Here is an 18,774-nt window from a genome sequence, read left to right as displayed (position 1 = left end):
CGCTGTTAATTCGATTCGCTCGCTACGCTCGCTCATGGTGTGTCTACTGTAATGCGCGTGGTTTCCAACCTTCGCGCGAATATCCGCTGTGCCGATTCGCTGGTCGCCGCGGGCCGACCTGCCGGTGCCGATGTCGCTGTGTCCGGCGGTGCCCGATGAGCAACAAGCGCCCCGCGCCGGACCTGCCGGAGCCGCTCGCGCCGATCGTCGACGCGCACACCCACCTCGATGCCTGCGGTGCCACCGATGCGGCCTCCACCGCCGTGATCGTGGACCGGGCCGCCTCGGTCGGCGTCGGCCAGGTGGTCACCGTCGCCGACGATCTCGCCGCCGCGAAGTGGGCCGTGCAGGCCGCGCACTGGGATCCCCGCGTCTACGCCGCCGTCGCGCTGCACCCGACCCGCGCCAACGCGCTCGACGAGGCCGCGAAGGCCGAACTCGAGCGGCTCGCCGCCGACCCTCGCGTGGTCGCGATCGGCGAGACCGGACTCGACTACTACTGGCCGGGCAAGCTCGACGGCTGCGCCGACATCGAGACGCAGATCGAGGGTTTCCGCTGGCACATCGACCTGGCGAAGCGGCTGCGCAAACCGCTGATGATCCACAATCGCGAGGCCGACCACGATTTGCTGACGGTGCTGCTGGACGAGGGTGCGCCGAATTCCGTTATCTTCCATTGCTTCTCGTCGGATACCACTATGGCGCTGGCCTGTGTGGCCGAGGGCTATGTGCTGAGTTTCTCCGGCACGGTCAGTTTCAAGAATGCGCATGAGTTGCGGGAAGCCGCGAAAGTAGTACCCGACGAGCTCATTCTGGTCGAAACGGACGCGCCTTATTTGACCCCGCATCCATTCCGTGGTGCCCCCAACGAACCGTATTGCTTGCCGTACACGGTGCGTGCGCTGGCGGGAGTGCGCGAACAGGACCCTGCCGAATTGGCGAAGATCACCACGGCGAACGCTCGGCGCGTCTACGGCATCTGAGTCGTACCCGCTATTTTTCGGCACTCCGAGTACCCGTAAGGGGGCTGGATATGCCTGGTGTGGCCTAGATCACTATGGTGGTCACAATTCGTGATCAACCTGCGGCGTCGATATCTTTTCGTGATATTGATAGCTCCAGCTGAAGCCAGTGAAGGTTGTCTACCCCCAAACCCCTCGTTATCGTACTGTGACCATGTCCCCATTCACGAGGATCAACCAGTCTCGCTCCCCGCTGCTGTACGTAGCGGTCGGCGCGTTGCTGATGACGCTGATCGTCGGCGCCGGGCTCGCGATCGTGAACCGCAAGACGGTGACGGTCGTCGTCGACGGCGAGAAGCGGGTCGAGACGACCATGTCGCTCAATGTGCGCGGTGTGCTGCGCGCCGCAGGCTTCGCGGTGACCGAACGCGACAAGGTGGCCCCCGGGCTGGCCGCGCGGATCGGTGACGGCGCCACCATCACGCTCAACCGGGCGCGCGAGGTGCAGCTGATGGTCGACGGTCAGGCCCGCAAGGTGTGGACCACCGGTCTGACCGCGGGCGAGGCGCTCGAGCAGCTGAGCCTGCCCAGCGAGGTGTACGTCTCGCCGGCCCGCACCGAGAAGCTGCCGCTGGAGGGTGCCGCGCTGAAAGTCGCGACGCCACGGGCTGTCTCGCTGATCGACGGCAGCGGCGCACCGGTCGACCTTCGGTTGGCCGCGCCGACCGTTGGCGAATTGCTCACGGTCGCGGGCGTTCCGCTGATCGAGCAGGACACCGTCGAGCCCGCCGCGTCCACCCCGCTCACCGATGGCGCGCGGATCACGGTGACGCGCAAGCGGATCGAGCAGCGGACGGAGACGCTGCCGCTGGACCCGCCGGAGAACGTGATCGAAGACCCGACCATGAACATGAGCCGCTCGGTGGTGGAAACCCAGGGTGCGGCGGGCGTGCAGGACGTCACCTTCGCGGTCACCATGGTCAACGGCGCCGAGGTGGAGCGTAAGCCGATCGCCTCGACGGTGACGGTGACCGCGCAGCCGAAGACCATCCGCAAGGGCGCCAAGCCGGGCACCGAGGTGCCGCCGGTGCGCGACGGAGCGGTCTGGGACGCGCTGGCCCGCTGCGAGTCCACCGGTAACTGGAGCATCAACAACGGCAACGGTTACTACGGCGGCATCCAGTTCGACCAGAGCACCTGGGAACGGCAGGGTGGCCTGAAGTACGCACCCCGCGCCGACCTCGCGACCCGCGAGGAGCAGATCGCCATCGCCGAGGTCACCCGTGCTCGCCAGGGTTGGGGCGCCTGGCCCGCCTGCACCAGCCGCCTCGGCATCAGCTGAACACTCCAGAGCCGCACACTTTTTGATTTCCCGCATAGGAAATCGCATGCGATTTCCTATGCGGGAAGACAGAACCTGTGCGTGTGATGGCGGTTACGCGACGGAACCCCTTCGTGTTGCCTTTGATTCGCTGAGCGGTCACGGCGACCAGGCAATATTCCGCTGATCTGTACACTCGTCCAGGTTTGTGACGGTGTGGGTCGGGTCAGTGAGGTGTGGTCGATGAGGGTTGTTCAGGCGTGTCGGCGTGCGGTGGCGGTAGCCACGTTGTCGGCCAGTGCCGCGTTGTGCGTGAATGTTGCTCCGGCACACGCGGAAACTCCCGGGACGCTGATCTCGGTCGCCGCCCAGCCGGACGGCTGGCACGGGGTATCGGGCGGCTCGGTGGTCGAGTACTGGATGCGCGCATCGGACGGAACGCCGCGGCAGGTCAGCGGCGCGCTGTTCGTCCCGCAGGGCACGCCGCCCGCGGGCGGCTGGCCGGTCGTCGCCTACGACCACGGCACCAGCGGTCTCGGCGCGGGCTGCGGCGGGCAGTCGGAGCCCGCGGGCCATCCTTATCAGGAGATCCGGTCCAAAGAGGACCAGCTGATACAGCGCCTGCTCGGCCAGGGCTTCGCCGTGGTCGCGCCCGACTACCTCGGACTCGGCCGCTTCGACACCGGCCCGCACCCGTACCTGGAGATCGCCTCCGAGGCGACCGCCACCATCGATCTGCTGCGCGCCGCCCGCACCACCCACCCCGAACTGTCGCGCACCTGGGCCGTGCTCGGGGTGTCGCAGGGCGGGCAGGCCGCGCTCGGCACCGGCCACCTGCAAGCCACTTACGCGCCCGATCTGGATTTCCGCGGCACCATCGCGATCGATCCCGAATCCGATGTGGAGAAGGTGCTGCCGCTGGCCGGGCCGGACATCCCCGCGGTCCGCGGCGGTGACGGCGCGATGAGCTTCTTCGTCAGCATCCTGGCCGGCCTGCGTGCCGCCCGCCCCGACGTGCATGTCGACCAGTACCTCACCCCGCAGGGTCGCGAGGTTCTCGACAGCGTCGGCACCCTGTGCCTGGACGGCATCACCGAGCGCGTGCGCGGCCTCGGCGTCGGCGACCTGCTCGCCAGGCCGCTCGCCGACGAGCCCATCCGCTCCGCCCTCGACACCTACCTCACCGTCCCGACCTCGGGTTACGACGCCCCGATCCTGTTGCTGCTCAACATCACCGACACCGTCGTGCCGTCCCCGCTGCACGCCGCCTTGGCCGCCCAGTTCGCCGCCAACGGTGTCGATTTCCAGACCGTCACCGGCACCGGCAGGCACACCCAGCTCAACCCGCCGATGTGGGCGGCCATCGATTCCTTCCTCGACCGCGTCAAGGCACCGGCGCCGCAGCGGTAGTCCACGGCCTCCGACTGGACCGCAACGAGGCGGAGCGGCCGGGCACATCCCGGAGGTTGATAGGTTCTTCAGGTGTCCGAACCTGAAGTTGCTGCTCGTGGGAGTGCCGCGTTGCTGGGGCCCGCCGAAGTGCGGGTGCTGGCCGAACGGCTCGGCGTGCGGCCGACCAAGCAGCTCGGGCAGAACTTCGTGCACGACGGGAACACGGTGCGCCGGATCGTCACGGCGGCCGGGGTCGGGCGCGACGACGTGGTGCTCGAGGTCGGGCCGGGCCTCGGTTCGCTGACGTTGGCGCTGCTCGACGTGGTGGATTCGGTCGTCGCCGTCGAAATAGATCCGGTGCTCGCCGAGCACCTGCCGGTGACCGTCGCGGACCGGGCGCCCGAACTGGCCGACCGGTTGACGGTCGTCGAAGCGGACGCGTTGCGGGTCGCCGCCGCCGACCTCCCGGTGTCGCCGACCGCGCTGGTGGCGAATCTTCCGTACAACGTGGCGGTCCCGGTGCTGCTGCATCTGCTGGCCGAATTGCCCAGCATCACAGTGTCTTTGGTGATGGTGCAGGCCGAGGTGGCGGATCGGCTCGCGGCAGCGCCCGGCAGTCGCATCTACGGGGTGCCCAGCGTGAAGGCGGGATTCTTCGGTACCGTCCGTCGCGCGGGCGCCGTCGGCACCCAGGTCTTCTGGCCGGTTCCGCGCGTCGATTCCGGCTTGGTCCGCGTCGACCGCTACGCCGAACCCCCGTGGTCGATGGACGACGACCATCGCCGCCGCGTCTGGGAGGTCGTCGACGCGGCTTTCGCGCAGCGCCGCAAAACTCTGCGCGCGGCGTTGGCCGGCTGGGCAGGCTCACCCGCCGAAGCCGAGCGTCGCCTCGTCGCCGCAGGTATCGCCCCGACGGCCCGCGGTGAAACCCTCGACACCGCTGCGTTCGTTCGTCTCGCCGCCCAGGCCTGATTAAAGCAGTCTGCGGAGAGCGCGCGGGCGTACTGGTCGGTTTGTGTTGCGGCCGAAGCGAATACGCGCCCGGCGAACCTGCATCGGTAACGCGTTCCACCGGTGATTCTGGCGATGCAGATTGTGGATAACAGACATTTGCCTTTGTGTCGCATCGTCGGCGGTCGCAGTAACGTAGTCGATCCGATTGTGCTTCTTCACGATTCGCGCGGCGCAGTAAACGCAGGTCAACCCGCCTGTCGACGGCCCGATCGAGCGCAGACCTTCGAGTGTGAACCTCCGTACCGGGCACTCCGACGCGGTGTGTCGTCGGATGTGGATGGGCCTGTGGATGATTCGACCATGGCGCCGTCCATGGTGAACGCTGCGGTGCGCACCGTGCCGCCGGAGGAGAATTCTAGATAGCGCCGATGCGCGCCCGCGCTCGGGGGTCTGCGCATGGCACGCGACTTCGGGTGCGATCGGTCGCACCTGATCCTGCGTCGTGTCGGGCCGGATGATCAGCTCGGCTTCCTGTCGTGCTGGATGCGGGACCGGACATGCCCGGTCCCGCATCCGAAAGTGCAAGGCTCCGGCCTGATTCGGCGCCCGAAGGCGGCGAACTCCCACCGGTCCTGTATCAGACGGCGACCTCGTAGCCCGCCTCGTCCACGGCGGCGGCGATCTCGGAATCGGCGATCGGTGCCGCGCTGTCGACGGTGACCGCACCGCTGGCGAGATCGACATCGATACTGGTGACACCGTCGATCTTGCCGATCTCCGTCTTGACGGAGCTCACGCAGTGCCCGCAGGTCATCCCCGTGACGGTGTAGGTGGAACTGGGCATCTCCGACTCCTTCGCTCATTTTCATCATACGGGCCGGGGGTACCCCGACATCAACGAACATACCCCCCACGGGTATGTCACGCAAGTGGTGATTCGACTGTTCGCCACGACCGTACTGCGAGGGTCACCGCGGTCCCGACAACAGCACCCCCCGCGATGAACACGACCTGCGGGGTGCCGAGCGTCTCGTCCCCGGCGGTCAAATAGATCCCGACATTGATCAACCAGTGCCCCACCGCCGCAACCACAATCCGCTGCCGGCAGCTACCGGTGCCGAGGCTGCCGAGCAGCACCGCGAACGCCATCGCGGAGACGAAGAAGGAAACGGCGACCACCGGACCCGCACCGAACGCCTGCACGTGCCACAGCGCCCATGCCGCGCCGGTCACCGCGATCGCCACGAACCGGCGCACTCGCGATTCCAGCAGCGGTTGCAGGAAGCCGCGCCACCCGATCTCCTCACCGGTCGCGCCGACGAGCTGAATCACGAAGAACACCACGAAGGGAACGCCTCCGACCGCCGCGGGCCCGACCAGATCGTGCCCCGCGAATGCCGTTGCCCCGGCGATCAATAACCCGCACAGCAGGCAGGCAACCAGAACGTATCCGAGGTTCGTGCGAACCTGCCTGGCAGGCACCGGCGCCGGAAGCAGTGGCCCGACAATCCTGCGTCCGACAAACCAGGTGACCAACGCGCCGAGCGCCGGACCGAACTGAACCAGCGCGAGCGCCGCCGGGTCGATGCTCGAAACCGGTTGCAGCGCAAGCATCGCCGCCGAGCCGAGCAGGGTCGCCAGAATGTACAGCCCGACGAATGCCCAGAAGATCCGGCCGCCCGGTGCGGAAACCGGCAGCTCCGTCCGCGTCCCGATGTCCGGTCCGGCATGAATTTCAGGCTGATCTATCACCGGACGATCGTCACACGGTGCCAGCACTGTTCCTTTCATACTTCAGAGCCATTTATCGCGCTGCGACGTCATCCTTCCGGTGTCGTCGCCACCCAGCCGTGCATCGCCAACTCGGCAACCTTCTCCAGTTCCGCTCGGCTCGCCCCGTCCCGCGACGCGTGCGACATCCCCTGCATGACGGTGCCGATGTAGGTCGCCAGGGTCGCCGCGTCGGCATCGGTGACGAGCACGCCCGCATCGATATCGGCCTGAATGCGTTCCCTGATCAGTCCAAGGTTTCGCTCGCGCAATCCGCGCAACATGTCGGCGACCTCGCCGCTCGTCGTGTTCACGCCCGCACTCATCACCAGGCAGCCGTGCGGACAGTCCGGCCGGGTGTACTCCGCCGCCCCCTCGCGCAGGAAGCGCCGCACCGCCGCCTCGGCGGTCGGCTCCTCCGCCAATGCGCGGGCAATGAATTGGCCGTACTGCGCGCCGAAGGTCTGTACTGCCTCGCTGAACAGCGTCGCCTTGTCGCCGAAGGCCGCGTAGAGACTCGGCGCACCGATGCCCATCGCGGCGGTGAGATCACCGATCGAGGTGGCCTCGTAGCCGCGCGCCCAGAACAGGCGGGTGGCCTTGTCCAGTGCGGCCGCTCGGTCGAACGATCGCGGCCTGCCTCGGGTGGAGGTGCTCATGGAACCCATTCTATAGCGATCGCTAGATAATGTGCTAACGTCCCATTCTGTAGTGATCGCTAGAGAAAGGGACCCACAATGGGCGCACTGACAGGCAAGACCGCACTGGTGACCGGAGCCAGCCGGGGCATCGGCCGCGGCATCGCCGAACGACTCGGCCGGGACGGCGCACGGGTAGCGGTTCACTACAACGGCAACGAGGAGGCGGCCAAGGAAACCGTCGCCGCGATCGAGGCCGCGGGCGGCTCGGCCTTCGCCATCCGCGCCGAACTCGGCGTCCCCGACGACGCCGCGGCACTGTGGGCCGCGTTCGACGCGCACGCCGACGGAGTGGACATCCTGGTCAACAACGCGGGCATCGACGGCATCCGCGAGCCGATCGCGGGCACCGACGAGGCCGCGTACGACCGGGTCTTCGCGGTCAACACCAAGGCGCCGTTCTTCGTGACCAAGCTCGGCCTGGACCGGCTGCGCGACGGCGGCCGGATCATCAATATCTCCACCGGCCTCACCCACGGGGCGCACATGCCGGAGCTGATCGCCTACACGATGACCAAAGGCGCGATCGATGCCATGACCACCGTGCTGGCCAAGGAGGTCGGCGCGCGCGGGATCACCGTGAATGCGGTCGCACCCGGTGTGATCGACACCGACATGAACGCGCACTTCTTGAACGATGCCGAGACCGCGGCGATGGTGTCGCGCATGTCGCCGCTGAACCGGCTCGGTCAACCCGCCGAGGTGGCCGATGTCGTCGGTTTCCTCGCCTCCGCCGATGGGCGCTGGGTCACCGGGCAGTGGATCGACGCTACCGGCGGTGCGCTGCTGTAACCATACGATTCCGCTTGAGGGATAGCCCGATATCGGGGGGCGCGACGGTCGGGACCACCCGTTAGGCTTGGGCACCGTGCTGTCAGTTGTGCCGAGCCCCATCACCGTGCGCGCGCCGTCGAAGGTGAACCTCCATCTCGGAGTCGGTGACCTGCGCGCCGATGGGTTCCACGACCTGACAACGGTGTTCCAGGCGCTGTCGCTGAGCGACGACGTGGAGATCGCCCCCGCGGCCTCGTTGGCCGTGCGGGTCTCCGGCGAAGGCGCCGCCGACGTGCCCACCGACCGCACCAATCTGGTGTGGCAGGCGGCGGTCCGGCTGGCGCATCTGGCGGGCCGGGCGCCGCTGGTGGAATTCGCAATCGCCAAGGGCATTCCGGTGGCCGGCGGAATGGCCGGGGGCAGCGCGGACGGCGCCGCGGCGCTGGTCGGACTCAACGAACTGTGGGATCTCGGGCTCACCCGCGACGAACTCACCGCCGTGGCCGCCGAACTCGGCAGCGACGTGCCGTTCGCGCTGCACGGCGGCACCGCGCTCGGCACCGGGCGCGGCGAACGACTGCTTCCGGTGCTGTCCCGCAACAGCTTTCACTGGGTACTCGCGCTGGCCAAGGGCGGATTGTCCACCCCGGCGGTCTTCGCCGAACTCGACCGGCTACGCGAGCACGGCACGCCCCCGCGACTCGGCGAACCCCAGCAGCTGATGCAAGCCTTGGCCTTCGGCGACCCCAAACAGCTCGCCCCCCTGCTGGGTAACGACCTGCAGGCGGCCGCCTTGTCACTGAAGCCGGAGTTGCGCCGGACCTTGCGCGCCGGCGTCACCGCGGGGGCACTGGCCGGTCTGGTCTCCGGCTCCGGCCCCACCTGCGCGTTCCTCTGCGAAAGCGAGGAATCCGCAGTCGCGGTAGCGGCGGAGCTGGCGGGCGCCGGCGTCTGCCGCAGCGTCCGGACCGCGAGCGGCCCCGTCCCCGGCGCCCGTGTCCTCAACAGCGAGAGCCCGGGCAAACGCTGAAGGGTGCCCGATCTTCGCCGGTTCAGGCGATGGCGTCGGCCAGGCGGTCGACCTGGTCGGCGTCGCTGCCGTAGCAGTAGAGCATGACTTCGTCGGCGCCGAGGTCGTCGAACTGCTTGATGGCGGAGCGGATCGCGTCGGGTGTGGTGAGCATGCCCGCGAGCATGTAGTCGGCGCGGCCGCTGAATTCGTAGTAGCTGCCCATCGAGGCGCGAGCTTCATCGATCAGGCTCTGGTCGCCGAGTGCGACGTTGACCTGCGCGACGATGCGCGGCTGGCCGGTGCGGCCGTTGTCGGTCCAGGAGCGGCGCACGGTGTCGAACAGTCCGCCTGCCCAGGAGGGTGCGGCAGCGGCGAGAAAGCCACCGCCCCACCGGCCCACGCGTTCGAGCGCGGCGGGCTGGAAGCCGCCGAACAGGACTTCGGGGCCTTCGGGGCGCAGCGGCGCGGGGCCGATCGGACCGCAGTCGGTGCGGTACGGCGCGCCGGACCAGACGCGGCGCATGATCTCCATCTGCTCGTCCAGGCGGCGGCCGCGGGTGCGCAGGTCGGTGCCGGAAGCGATGTGGTCGTCCGCGCGACCGCCGACACCGAGGCCGAGCACGAAACGTCCGCCGGACATGCGGTCCAGCGTCGCGACCTGCTTGGCGAGCAGGGTCGGTTCGCGCAGCGGCGCGATGAGCACCTCGGTCTGCAGTTTGATGCGGGTGGTGGCGCCCGCGGCGATGGCGAGTGCGACGAGCGGTTCGGGGTTGTCGTAGACGAGCCGGTCGAGCAAGCCGAGGGTGGAGAACGGGCCGGCCTCGGCGCGGCGGGCCCAGTCGAGCAGGACGGTGGGGTCGGAGATGGGCAGACCGAGACCGACGTGCATGGGAAACCTCCAGGAGGAAAACGAAATGGATGGCGCCGCCCGCGCACCTCGTTGCCGAGGTGGGGCTCCCGTTCTGCGGCTATGTGTCTGGAGAGCGCCTATTTAACTAACGACGTTCGTGGCGAACGCTGTTCGTTGACATCAATCTAGGCGAACGCTGTTCGTTACGCAAGAGGCGCGGTATCGGCCACGGACATGGGCACGCGGAACGTGGCAGTCGGAGCTCAGTACGCTGGCTCAGGGCAAGCAACGAGCCCGCCACCGTTAGGACCGGAAGGATTCATGTCCAACCTGATCAACCTCGAGCAGGTCTCCAAGAGTTTTGGGATCACTCCGCTGCTAGACAACGTATCGATGGGCGTCCACGCGGGCGAGCGTATCGGGGTTGTCGGTTTGAACGGTGGCGGTAAGACGACGCTGCTCGAGGTGCTCACCGGGCTGGAGCCGCCGGACAGCGGACGGGTCAGCCGAGTCGGCGGGCTGCGGATCGCCACGGTGACGCAGCGCGGCGTGCTGCCCCCGGGTTCGACGGTGGGTGACGTTGTGCTGGCGGGTCTGGCGGACGACTTGCACTGGGCATCGCGCAGCGATTCGATGGGGGGTGGTGGTCGGGCGACGGGTGGGCCTGACGACGTCGCCGAGCACGAGTGGGCGGCGAACCCGCGCATCCGAACGGTGATGGAGGGTATCGGCATCGCCGGGCTCGGCCTGGAAACCTCCATCGACAATCTCTCCGGCGGCGAGCGGCGCCGTGTCGCGCTGGCTGCCGCGCTGGTCCGCGAGCTCGATCTGCTCGTGCTCGACGAACCGACCAACCACCTCGACGTCGAAGGTGTGCAGTGGCTGGCCCAGCATCTGCTCAACCGGCGCAGCGCGCTGGTGGTGGTGACCCACGATCGCTGGTTCCTCGACACCGTCGCCACCAACACCTGGGAGGTGGTCGGCGGCAAGGTCGAAACCTATGAGGGTGGCTACGGCGACTGGATCTTCGCCCGCGCCGAGCGCGCCAGGCAGGCCGACGCCTCCGAGGCGCGGCGCGCCAACCTGGCCCGTAAGGAACTGGCCTGGCTGCGGCGCGGCGCCAAGGCCCGCACCTCCAAGCCGCGCTACCGGGTGGAGGCCGCCGAGGCGCTGATCGCCGATGTGCCCGCACCGCGCGACAGTGTGTCGCTGGCCGCGTTCGCGCGAAAGCGCCTGGGGCGCGTCGTCATCGAGCTGGAGGACACCACCCTCACCACCCCGGACGGCCGGGAGTTGGTGCGCGACTTGACCTGGCGGCTCGCGCCGGGGGAGCGGGTCGGCCTGGTCGGGGTGAACGGTTCCGGCAAGACGACCCTGCTGCGCACGCTGGCCGGTGAGACGGAACCGGCGGTGGGCAAACGCATTCAAGGCCAGACGGTGCAGATCGGCTGGCTGCGACAGGAACTCGACGACCTGCCTACCGACATGCGCGTGCTGGAGGCGGTGCAGCAGGTCGCGCAGCGAATCATGCTGGGCGACAAGGAGATCTCGGCGGGGCAGCTCGCCGAGCGGCTGGGCTTCACCCCGGCCAGGCAGCGCACCCCGGTCGGCGATCTGTCCGGTGGCGAGCGGCGCAGGCTGCAGCTGACCCGCATCCTGATGGCCGAGCCGAACGTGCTGCTGCTCGACGAGCCGACCAACGACCTGGACATCGACACGCTGCAGCAGCTGGAAGATCTGCTCGACAACTGGGCGGGCACCCTGGTCGTCATCAGCCACGACCGCTATCTGATCGAGCGCATCTGCGACTCCACCTGGGCGCTGTTCGGCGACGGCAAGCTCACCAACCTGCCCGGCGGCATCGACGAGTACTTGAAGAAGCGCGCCGCACAGGGTGACGCGGTGGCCCGTTCGGGCGCCGCCGACACGAAGTCGGCGCCGGTGACCGACGCGGCGACCCAGCGGGCCGCCCGCAAGGAACTGTCGAAGCTGGAACGGTCCATCGAGAAGTTCGACGAACGCGAGCGGCAACTGCACGCCGCACTGGCCGAGGCCGCGACGGACCCGGACAAGCTGGTCAAGCTCGGGGCCGAGCTCAAGCAGGTCATCGCGGAAAAGGAAGCGGCAGAGGAACGTTGGATGGAGCTGGCGGAGGGTCACTGACCCCGCCGACCGCCGCCGGAGCCGTCAGTGCCCGGCGGCGCGATCGTCCTCGATCGCGACCGGCAGGCAGGTTCGCACGAAGTCGCCACCGAACCCGGTGAGCGCCACGCTGCGGTAGATGACCTTCGTGCCGAACCCGGAGCGCTTCAGCAGCTCGCGCACCGGCGCCTGCGCCTCCAGCAGCTGGTATCGGTGCGGATTGCCGACCGGCTCCCGTGCGTGCTCGACCAGTCCGAGCCTGCGCAGGTTGGTCAGGTACTGCTGGATCCGGTTCGGAAAGCGCAGCCCGGCCTGCTCGCCGACCAGCGTCAGCATCGACCCGACGCGTTCGGCGCCGAGCGCGCGCGGGCGTCCGGTCCGAATGTCGATCGAGGGCTGCGGGCCGTCCAGGCGCAGGAAGCGCAGGATCCGGGCTTCGTCGGGGGTCAGTTCGGCCAGCATGCCCGCGAACGCCGGATGGTTCTCCTCGTCGCCGTGCGTGCTCGCCGACAGTCGCAGCAGCGCCGCACCCTGCTCGCGCAGCGTGGGAACGGCTTGCGCGGCAGTCTCGTTCGGGGCTTCGGGGAAGCCGAGCGCCCGGCGCACCCGGTCGCGCACCTCGGATTCGGCCTCGGCCAGCACTTCTCGCGGCGGCACGCCCTGGATGCTGCGTTGCACGACCGTGGCGGTGACACCGACCGCGGTGCCGACACCCCACGCGGTCGCACCGGTCACCGCGGACCAGGCCACCCTGGCCACGCCGGTCGCCGCGCGCACCCCGGCGATGGGATAACCCACCCGCGAAGGCGATTCGTCGTGGCGTAAGACGTTGCTGTCCGGCCGTCGCGCGAGCTCGGTCGACGGCACGACGGCCGCGGCGGAGTGCTCGACGGCCCCGGCATCGTCGCCGGGGTCGGATTTCGCTACAGCCATGTGGTCGCCACTCCTGTTCCGAATATCAGAATATGAGCGTATCCGGCGAACAGGCCCAACACGCCGCCATGGAGAAAAAGCAGCCACTCATCTTGCTTGATGGCCGATCTCAGCATGTCGACGAAGTCCGGCGGCCGCAGTGCCGCCATCTGTTTGGCGATGTAGGAGTTGATCTGCCTGCCCTGGCGGACGTTGAACTCCGGGTCGGCGAAGGCGATCGGGGCGATGGCCATGGCCTCGGCGGTGAAGGTGTCCTGCAGCGAGTCGTAGTCGCGGCTGCCGAGCATGAACTTGACGGCGGGCCTGGCCGGGCCGAGCGCGCGGTCGGCGGCGGGCCGCAGGGTGTCCTCGAGCATCTGGATGGTGCGGTCCGAGCGCGGGCCGTTGAGCAGCTCGTCGCCGATGTTGGCGACCGTCAGTACCTGACTGGAAACCAATTCGGCGTAACCGTCGGTGATTTCGGACTGCCGCTTGATCAGCAGACCCTGCCGCCACGGGCACCACCACTTCGGGTAGGCGGGCGCGAAGATCATATTGATGCCCACCCAGTTGACCACCCAGCCGATGATCACCCCGCCGATCGGCAGCACGATCAGCGACGACAACCCGGTGAAATGCAGCAGGGCAACCAACACCACGCCCATCGGCGCACCGAAGTAGAAGCCGAAGTTGATCATGAACCGCAACTCTTTCGCACCGAGTACTTGAAACAGGGTGTTGAGCAGTTGCGGCCTGCCCTGGAAGTAGCGAATCACCATCTGCTTCACATCGAGCAGTTGATCAATATTCGCGCCTAATTCATCGGTCAGTTCGCGCAGAATATCCGGCAGTTGTTGCCGGACTCGGGCTTGCACCATGTCGCGCACTTGGCTCGGCAGGTTGTACCAGAGCTGCGGATGCTCCCGCTTGAGAATATCTTCGACGATCGTCTGGATCTGTTCGTCAGCGATGCTCGCGAGATGCTCGGCGAGCTTGTCCGGCTCCAACTCGCGATAGAAATCGGCGACACTTCCCAGTTTGGCCAGACCCTTGTCGACCGCGATGCTCGCCATCTTGTCCGCGCGCGACGGGACGATGCCCTGCCAGCCGAATCGGCCGTCGTAACTCAGTAGCGGAAGTACCTGAATTCTTTTGGGCAGGAAGGGATACAGCGCGCGAAGACCGGGTAGTCGGAAGCCATGGAACGCAAGTGGGCGGAACAGCATGAGCACGCCGGTCCAGTTGGTGATGTAGCCGATGATTCCCGTGAAAAGTGGGATAGTCAGAAGCTCTAGGAGGATTGTCGGGTGGATCCCGAACACACTCTCTAACACGACACCCTCCTGCCGACACACCGGTGACCGCCGCCTCACCGGAACATCAAGTTAGCACCATGTCGGCACCGGGACCTTATTGTGAGATGTCTAGCGGGGTCCACCGCCAGTGCGCGGTGCCACAGTGTCGCACGTCGAGACATCGGTCACAGTGTTTGTGCGGAATGCCGCATCGGCCGGGCCCGACCGCGACAATGACCAGCGACACAGGGGGCAGTAATCTGTGGGGCGGGATTCGTTCACCTGGCGATATCGGAGTATGACGTGGCAGACGACAGGGCCGGACAGGACTCGCGGGGTCGGCAGCCGTCGGAGCTTGCGGAGACGGCGGGGTGGGTAAGTCCAGCCCGAGCCGGTTCCCGCGCCGTTGAGCGCAGTTCGGATGTCGAACAGCGGCAGATCAGCAACGAGGCTCGGCTGATTCGCGGCGTATTCCGTGCGGCCGGCGTCGCGGCGGGCAGTGTCGTGCGCGGTGGTCAGTGGGCGGTCGGTACCACCTATGAGGTCACCAAGGAGATCACCCAGGCCGCGCTGGACGGTGAGTCGTCCGCCGATATCGCCGAGCGAACCGGAAATGCGTTGCGCTCCATAGCCCGTAGCGCGCTCGGCGTCACCGAGGGCTCGGTGCGCGAGATCGTCAGCTACGTGCCGACACCCAACGGCCCCGGTAATAGCAGCGGTGCGCAGCAGCAGGCGCTGGCCGTCGGCTCCTATCTTCGTTCGGCGAGCATCGATGAGCTACGCAGACGCGGCGACGCGCTGCTCGCCCGATCCGCCGACGTCTATTTCACCGAAGATGTACACCCCGCCTACGACCGAATTCTCGACGAACTGGCCCCCGACGAGGCGCGCATTCTGCGCTTCATGGCGCAGAACGGCCCGCAGCCCTCGGTCGATGTGCGCACCAACCGGCCGCTCGGCATCGGCTCCGAACTGGTGCAGGGGGATCTGACCTCGGTGCCCGAGCAGGCCGGCGTCCGCTACCCGGACCGGTCCCGCCTCTACCTCATCAATCTCAACCGGCTCGGGCTGACCGGCATCTCCGACGACCCGGTGGTGCTGAGCCGATACATGGTGCTCGAGGTGCAGCCGCTGGTCGAGGCGGCGCTGAAGAAGGCGGGCCGCGCCCCGAAGATCGTGCGCAAGAGTCTGCGCCTGACCGAGTTCGGCGAGGACTTCTGCCGCACCTGCTTCACCATCGGGAACTGACGCGGGATTCTGCGCGCACAGCCGGTCAGCCACCGATTCTTCGGACAAAGAATCGCGGTGTACACCACCGACACAATGTGGGGCCGTAGTCGCCGTGCGCCGAGAAAGCGGACGCGGATGGTACAAATCTCCCAAATCATGAAGCTGGCGGGCTTCGGATGGGATTGTTAAGTATGGATCAGGGAACCGGCGGGCAGGGCCGCGGCGACCCGAGCGCGGGTGGTGGCGGGCAGGAACGGAACAACTCGGGGATCGGCGTCGGCGCACAGCAGCGCGGCGACCCGTCGATCGGCGCCGGCGGGCGAGCCACCGGAATGAACGCGGGCGAGCAGCAACGCCGCGAGGGCGCGCGCCGCGTCGACGATCGGCAACTGGACGACGTCACGGCGATCAGCCGGCTGAAGTTCCGCTACCTACGCACCCTCGACACGAAATCTTGGGATGAGTTCGCGGACACCATGATTCCCGAGGCCACCGCCACCTACAGCGAATACCTCCAGTTCGAATCGCGCGATGCGTTTCTCGCCTTCATGCGCAACACCCTCGGCCCGCACGTCATCACCGAGCACCGCTGCGACCACCCCGAAATCGACATCGACGGTGACTCCGCGACCGGCACCTGGTACCTCGCCGACACCGTGCTCATCCCCGGCCACAACATGATGCTGCGCGGCGCGGCCTTCTACTCCGACAAATATGTCCGATGCGACGACGGCCGCTGGCGCATTTCGCATACCGGTTACGAACGCACCTATGAAGTGGTGGTCTCGCTCAGCGACCTGCCCAGCCTGCGCCTGACGTCGAGCCGCTGGGGCCTCATCTCCCGGGAAGACGGCGTCATCTCGTCCGTCGAACGCGACCCGGGCGCCCCGCCCGTGCGGCGCGAACCCGAAGCCGGGTGATCAGTCCGCCGTCGCGACCAGTGGCTCCAGCGTCAGCTTCGGGAATTCCTTCTCGATGTACTGCAACCGCCACTTGTCGCTGAACAGCGCGAGCAACGCACCGTCGCTGCGGGTGAACACCTCGACGCCGCGCTGCTTGCCGAGCTCGTCCGCCGACGCCGCGTCGGTGCGCCTGGCCAGCGTGTAGGGCAGGTTGTCCAGCTTGGTCTCGACGTTGAACTCGGTCAGCATGCGCGCGGTGACCACCTCGAACTGCATCGGCCCGACGGCCGCGAGCACGGGGGACGCGTCGCCGCGAATGTCGTTGCGCAGCACCTGGACAACGCCCTCGGAGTCGAGCTGATCGATGGCCTTGCGGAACTGCTTGTACTTGCCCGCGCTCTCGGCGCGCAACACCGCGAAGTGCTCCGGCGCGAACGACGGGATCGGCGGGAACTCCACCTTCTTCTCCACGAACAGCGTGTGGCCCGGCGCCAGCGCCGTCGCGTTCACCAGGCCGACCACGTCACCCGGGTAGGCGGTGTCGACGGTGTTGCGCTCCCGGCCGAACACGGTCAAGGCGTACTTCGTCGCGAACGGGCGACCGGTCTGCGCGTGCGTGACCACCATGCCGCGCTCGAACTCACCCGAGACGATGCGCATGAACGCCAGCCGGTCCCGGTGCGCGGCATCCATGCCCGCCTGCACCTTGAACACCACCGCGCTGAACGGCTCGGTGACCTCGCGCGCGCCGCCGTGCACGTCCGGGCGCGGACCCGGCGCGGGCGCCAGCGAGACCAGCGTCTCCAGCAGCTGCCGCACCCCGAAGTTCAGCATCGCCGAGGCGTAGATGACCGGGGAGGTCTGCCCGGCGAGGAACATTTCCTGGTCGTGGTCCTGCCCGGTGGCCGAGAGCAGTTCGCTCTCCTCGACCGCGGTCGTCCACGCCTCGCCCTCGCGGGCCTCGGCCTGGTCCGGGGTCAGCGACTCCTCCGGCGCGATGGTCGCGCCGCCCGCGGTGCGGGTGAAGTGGACGTACTCGAGCGGGGCGCCCTCTTCGCCGCGGCGCAGCAAGCCGCGGAAGTCGCCTGCGATGCCGACGGGCAGGAACAGCGGCGTGGGGGTGAGCCCGATCCGCTCGCTGATCTCGTCGAGCAGTTCCAGCGGCGCCTGACCCGGCCGGTCCCACTTGTTGATCACGGTGATGACCGGAATACCGCGATGGCGGCACACCTGGAACAGCTTGAGCGTCTGCGGCTCCAAGCCCTTCGCGGCGTCGATCAGCATCACCGCGGCGTCGACGGCGGTGAGCACCCGGTAGGTGTCCTCGGAGAAATCGGAGTGACCCGGCGTATCGACGAGGTTGATCACGCTGTCGGTGTCGGAGCCCTCGGCGCGGTAATTGAACTGCAGCGCGGTCGAACTGACCGAGATGCCGCGCGCCTTCTCCATCTCCATCCAGTCCGAGACGGTGGAGCGGCGTCCGGCTTTACCGTGGATCGCGCCGGCCTCGGAGATCATCCTGGCGTGCAGCGCGAGCGCCTCGGTGAGCGTCGACTTGCCCGCGTCGGGGTGCGAGATCACCGCGAATGTGCGCCGTCGGGAAACCTCGGCGGGCAGTCCCTCAGGGGAGGCGGTCAACGGAACAACCTTTCACAGACGACCGATCGGCAACCGCTCTAATCTACGCGATCGCCCTGGCCACGACACGACCAGCGCCTGACCACCCGATTCCATCTGCGCATAACCATTGCGGTATGGTGTTCGGGTTGTCTCGGCGAGGGTGACCGCAGACCTGATTTTGCGTTCACCGTGATCGACGCGGCTCGGCTCCTGGCCGTCCCCGTTCGTTCTTCGTCGGACGAGTAGACCAATCAGCCAGGGCGGAAACAGACCCTGGCGCACTGTTGACAGCCCGGAACAGCCGTAGGGAGTAGATCCAGTCATGTCCGACGCCAACCTTCTCGAAGCCGCCGTACGCACCGAGTTCGGTAAGGGTGCCGCGCGCCGTACCCGTCGCGCAGGCAACGTTCCCGCCGTGCTGTACGGCCACCAGGCCGACCCGCAGCACCTCTCGCTCGACGCCCGCGCCTTCTCCGCCATTCTGCGCGAGCACGGCACCAACGCGGTGCTCAGCCTCGTCATCGACGGCAAGAAGCAGCTCGCGCTCACCAAGTCCGTTGTCGTGCACCCGATTCGCCGCTACATCGAGCACGCCGACCTGCTCATCATCAAGAAGGGCGAGAAGGTCACCGCCGATGTGAACGTCATCATCACCGGCGACGCCGCGCCCGGCACCCTGGTCACCCAGGACGCCACCACCATCTCCATCGAGTCCGACGCGATGAGCATTCCCGAGTCCATCGAGGTCTCGGTCGAGGGAGTCGAGGCGGGCACCCAGATCAACGCAGGCTCGCTCGAGCTGCCCAAGGGCGTCACGCTGAACGTCGACGCCGAGACGCTGATCGTCAACGTCATCGCCGCGCCGCAGTCCGAGGCCGAGGTCGAGGAAGCCGCCGAGGCTGCCGAGGCCGCCGCCGAAGCCGCGAACGCCGAGTAATTA

The 18,774-nt window shown here is 67.7% G+C and carries 17 protein-coding genes; 10 read left to right on the top strand and 7 right to left on the bottom strand.

The window, feature by feature from the left end:
* Positions 1-155: 155 nt before the first annotated feature.
* The 4 genes from IBX18_RS40280 (at position 156) to rsmA (ending at position 4,647) form a co-directional block, all read left to right on the top strand.
* The gene (locus IBX18_RS40280) at positions 156-983 is read left to right on the top strand and encodes a TatD family hydrolase (protein ID WP_194838668.1); all 828 of its coding nucleotides are present in this window, start codon (positions 156-158) and stop codon (positions 981-983) included.
* A 193-nt stretch (positions 984-1,176) separates the two neighbouring features.
* On the top strand, positions 1,177-2,304 hold the full coding sequence (locus IBX18_RS43320; protein WP_306796625.1) for a transglycosylase family protein: 1,128 nt from the start codon (positions 1,177-1,179) through the stop codon (positions 2,302-2,304).
* Positions 2,305-2,526: 222 nt separating this feature from the next.
* Complete coding sequence (locus IBX18_RS40270) at positions 2,527-3,693, top strand: alpha/beta fold hydrolase (protein WP_194838667.1); 1,167 nt, start codon at positions 2,527-2,529, stop codon at positions 3,691-3,693.
* A 72-nt stretch (positions 3,694-3,765) separates the two neighbouring features.
* Complete coding sequence (gene rsmA, locus IBX18_RS40265) at positions 3,766-4,647, top strand: 16S rRNA (adenine(1518)-N(6)/adenine(1519)-N(6))-dimethyltransferase RsmA (protein WP_107659300.1); 882 nt, start codon at positions 3,766-3,768, stop codon at positions 4,645-4,647.
* A gap of 619 nt (positions 4,648-5,266) precedes the next feature.
* Here the strand turns inward: rsmA and IBX18_RS40260 are convergent.
* The 3 genes from IBX18_RS40260 to IBX18_RS40250 all read right to left on the bottom strand — a co-directional run bounded on the left by IBX18_RS40260 (position 5,267) and on the right by IBX18_RS40250 (position 7,058).
* The gene (locus IBX18_RS40260; protein ID WP_194838666.1) at positions 5,267-5,473 is read right to left on the bottom strand and encodes a heavy-metal-associated domain-containing protein; all 207 of its coding nucleotides are present in this window, start codon (positions 5,471-5,473) and stop codon (positions 5,267-5,269) included.
* Positions 5,474-5,550: 77 nt separating this feature from the next.
* Positions 5,551-6,381: a CPBP family intramembrane glutamic endopeptidase gene (locus IBX18_RS40255; RefSeq protein ID WP_194838665.1), complete on the bottom strand. Its 831-nt coding sequence runs from the start codon at positions 6,379-6,381 to the stop codon at positions 5,551-5,553.
* Between the two features lie 68 nt (positions 6,382-6,449).
* Entirely contained in the window at positions 6,450-7,058 is a 609-nt protein-coding gene (locus tag IBX18_RS40250) for a TetR/AcrR family transcriptional regulator (protein WP_194838664.1), read from the bottom strand.
* A 78-nt stretch (positions 7,059-7,136) separates the two neighbouring features.
* Here IBX18_RS40250 and IBX18_RS40245 point away from each other — a divergent pair, with 78 nt between their 5' ends.
* Positions 7,137-7,889 carry an SDR family oxidoreductase gene (locus tag IBX18_RS40245; protein WP_194838663.1) on the top strand — a complete coding sequence of 251 codons (753 nt, stop codon included), beginning with the start codon at positions 7,137-7,139 and terminating at the stop codon, positions 7,887-7,889.
* A 76-nt stretch (positions 7,890-7,965) separates the two neighbouring features.
* On the top strand, positions 7,966-8,901 hold the full coding sequence (locus IBX18_RS40240; protein WP_194838662.1) for a 4-(cytidine 5'-diphospho)-2-C-methyl-D-erythritol kinase: 936 nt from the start codon (positions 7,966-7,968) through the stop codon (positions 8,899-8,901).
* Positions 8,902-8,923: 22 nt separating this feature from the next.
* On the opposite strand, the gene IBX18_RS40235 is transcribed toward IBX18_RS40240, so the two are convergent.
* On the bottom strand, positions 8,924-9,772 hold the full coding sequence (locus IBX18_RS40235; protein WP_194838661.1) for an LLM class flavin-dependent oxidoreductase: 849 nt from the start codon (positions 9,770-9,772) through the stop codon (positions 8,924-8,926).
* A gap of 282 nt (positions 9,773-10,054) precedes the next feature.
* Here IBX18_RS40235 and IBX18_RS40230 point away from each other — a divergent pair, with 282 nt between their 5' ends.
* Positions 10,055-11,896 carry an ABC-F family ATP-binding cassette domain-containing protein gene (locus tag IBX18_RS40230; protein WP_194838660.1) on the top strand — a complete coding sequence of 614 codons (1,842 nt, stop codon included), beginning with the start codon at positions 10,055-10,057 and terminating at the stop codon, positions 11,894-11,896.
* A gap of 24 nt (positions 11,897-11,920) precedes the next feature.
* Here IBX18_RS40230 and IBX18_RS40225 read toward each other — a convergent pair whose 3' ends face one another.
* Positions 11,921-12,808: an Abi-alpha family protein gene (locus tag IBX18_RS40225; RefSeq protein ID WP_194838659.1), complete on the bottom strand. Its 888-nt coding sequence runs from the start codon at positions 12,806-12,808 to the stop codon at positions 11,921-11,923.
* Positions 12,799-14,121, bottom strand: a complete 1,323-nt coding sequence (locus IBX18_RS40220) for a hypothetical protein (protein WP_246180947.1) — start codon at positions 14,119-14,121, stop codon at positions 12,799-12,801. The genes IBX18_RS40225 and IBX18_RS40220 overlap by 10 nt, the downstream gene beginning before the upstream one ends.
* 264 nt (positions 14,122-14,385) lie before the next feature.
* Between IBX18_RS40220 and IBX18_RS42655 the strand changes: the two genes are divergently transcribed.
* Positions 14,386-15,330 carry an Abi-alpha family protein gene (locus IBX18_RS42655; RefSeq protein ID WP_306796623.1) on the top strand — a complete coding sequence of 315 codons (945 nt, stop codon included), beginning with the start codon at positions 14,386-14,388 and terminating at the stop codon, positions 15,328-15,330.
* A 314-nt stretch (positions 15,331-15,644) separates the two neighbouring features.
* Complete coding sequence (locus tag IBX18_RS40210; protein ID WP_228542550.1) at positions 15,645-16,232, top strand: nuclear transport factor 2 family protein; 588 nt, start codon at positions 15,645-15,647, stop codon at positions 16,230-16,232.
* Here the strand turns inward: IBX18_RS40210 and IBX18_RS40205 are convergent, their stop codons facing one another.
* Positions 16,233-17,852, bottom strand: coding sequence for a peptide chain release factor 3 (locus tag IBX18_RS40205; protein WP_194838658.1), 1,620 nt, complete (start codon positions 17,850-17,852; stop codon positions 16,233-16,235). It abuts the gene before it with no gap.
* A 304-nt stretch (positions 17,853-18,156) separates the two neighbouring features.
* On the opposite strand from IBX18_RS40205, the gene IBX18_RS40200 reads away from it, so the two are divergent.
* Positions 18,157-18,771, top strand: a complete 615-nt coding sequence (locus IBX18_RS40200) for a 50S ribosomal protein L25/general stress protein Ctc (protein ID WP_194838657.1) — start codon at positions 18,157-18,159, stop codon at positions 18,769-18,771.
* The last annotated feature ends 3 nt before the right edge of the window (positions 18,772-18,774 follow it).

It is taken from the genome of Nocardia sp. XZ_19_369, assembly GCF_015355715.1.
Lineage (GTDB): Bacteria > Actinomycetota > Actinomycetes > Mycobacteriales > Mycobacteriaceae > Nocardia.
Note: the sequence above shows the minus strand (reverse complement) of the source record. Positions and strands in the feature narration are given on the sequence as shown.

Excerpts from the sequence above, each read along its gene's own strand:
- IBX18_RS40280 (WP_194838668.1), top strand. The coding sequence starts at position 156 with ATGAGCAACAAGCGCCCCGCGCCGGACCTGCCGGAGCCGCTCGCGCCG.
- IBX18_RS43320 (WP_306796625.1), top strand. The coding sequence starts at position 1,177 with ATGTCCCCATTCACGAGGATCAACCAGTCTCGCTCCCCGCTGCTGTAC.
- IBX18_RS40270 (WP_194838667.1), top strand. The coding sequence starts at position 2,527 with ATGAGGGTTGTTCAGGCGTGTCGGCGTGCGGTGGCGGTAGCCACGTTG.
- IBX18_RS40260 (WP_194838666.1), bottom strand. The coding sequence starts at position 5,473 with ATGCCCAGTTCCACCTACACCGTCACGGGGATGACCTGCGGGCACTGC.
- IBX18_RS40250 (WP_194838664.1), bottom strand. The coding sequence starts at position 7,058 with ATGAGCACCTCCACCCGAGGCAGGCCGCGATCGTTCGACCGAGCGGCC.
- IBX18_RS40245 (WP_194838663.1), top strand. The coding sequence starts at position 7,137 with ATGGGCGCACTGACAGGCAAGACCGCACTGGTGACCGGAGCCAGCCGG.
- IBX18_RS40235 (WP_194838661.1), bottom strand. The coding sequence starts at position 9,772 with ATGCACGTCGGTCTCGGTCTGCCCATCTCCGACCCCACCGTCCTGCTC.
- IBX18_RS40230 (WP_194838660.1), top strand. The coding sequence starts at position 10,055 with ATGTCCAACCTGATCAACCTCGAGCAGGTCTCCAAGAGTTTTGGGATC.
- IBX18_RS40225 (WP_194838659.1), bottom strand. The coding sequence starts at position 12,808 with ATGGCTGTAGCGAAATCCGACCCCGGCGACGATGCCGGGGCCGTCGAG.
- IBX18_RS40210 (WP_228542550.1), top strand. The coding sequence starts at position 15,645 with ATGAACGCGGGCGAGCAGCAACGCCGCGAGGGCGCGCGCCGCGTCGAC.
- IBX18_RS40200 (WP_194838657.1), top strand. The coding sequence starts at position 18,157 with ATGTCCGACGCCAACCTTCTCGAAGCCGCCGTACGCACCGAGTTCGGT.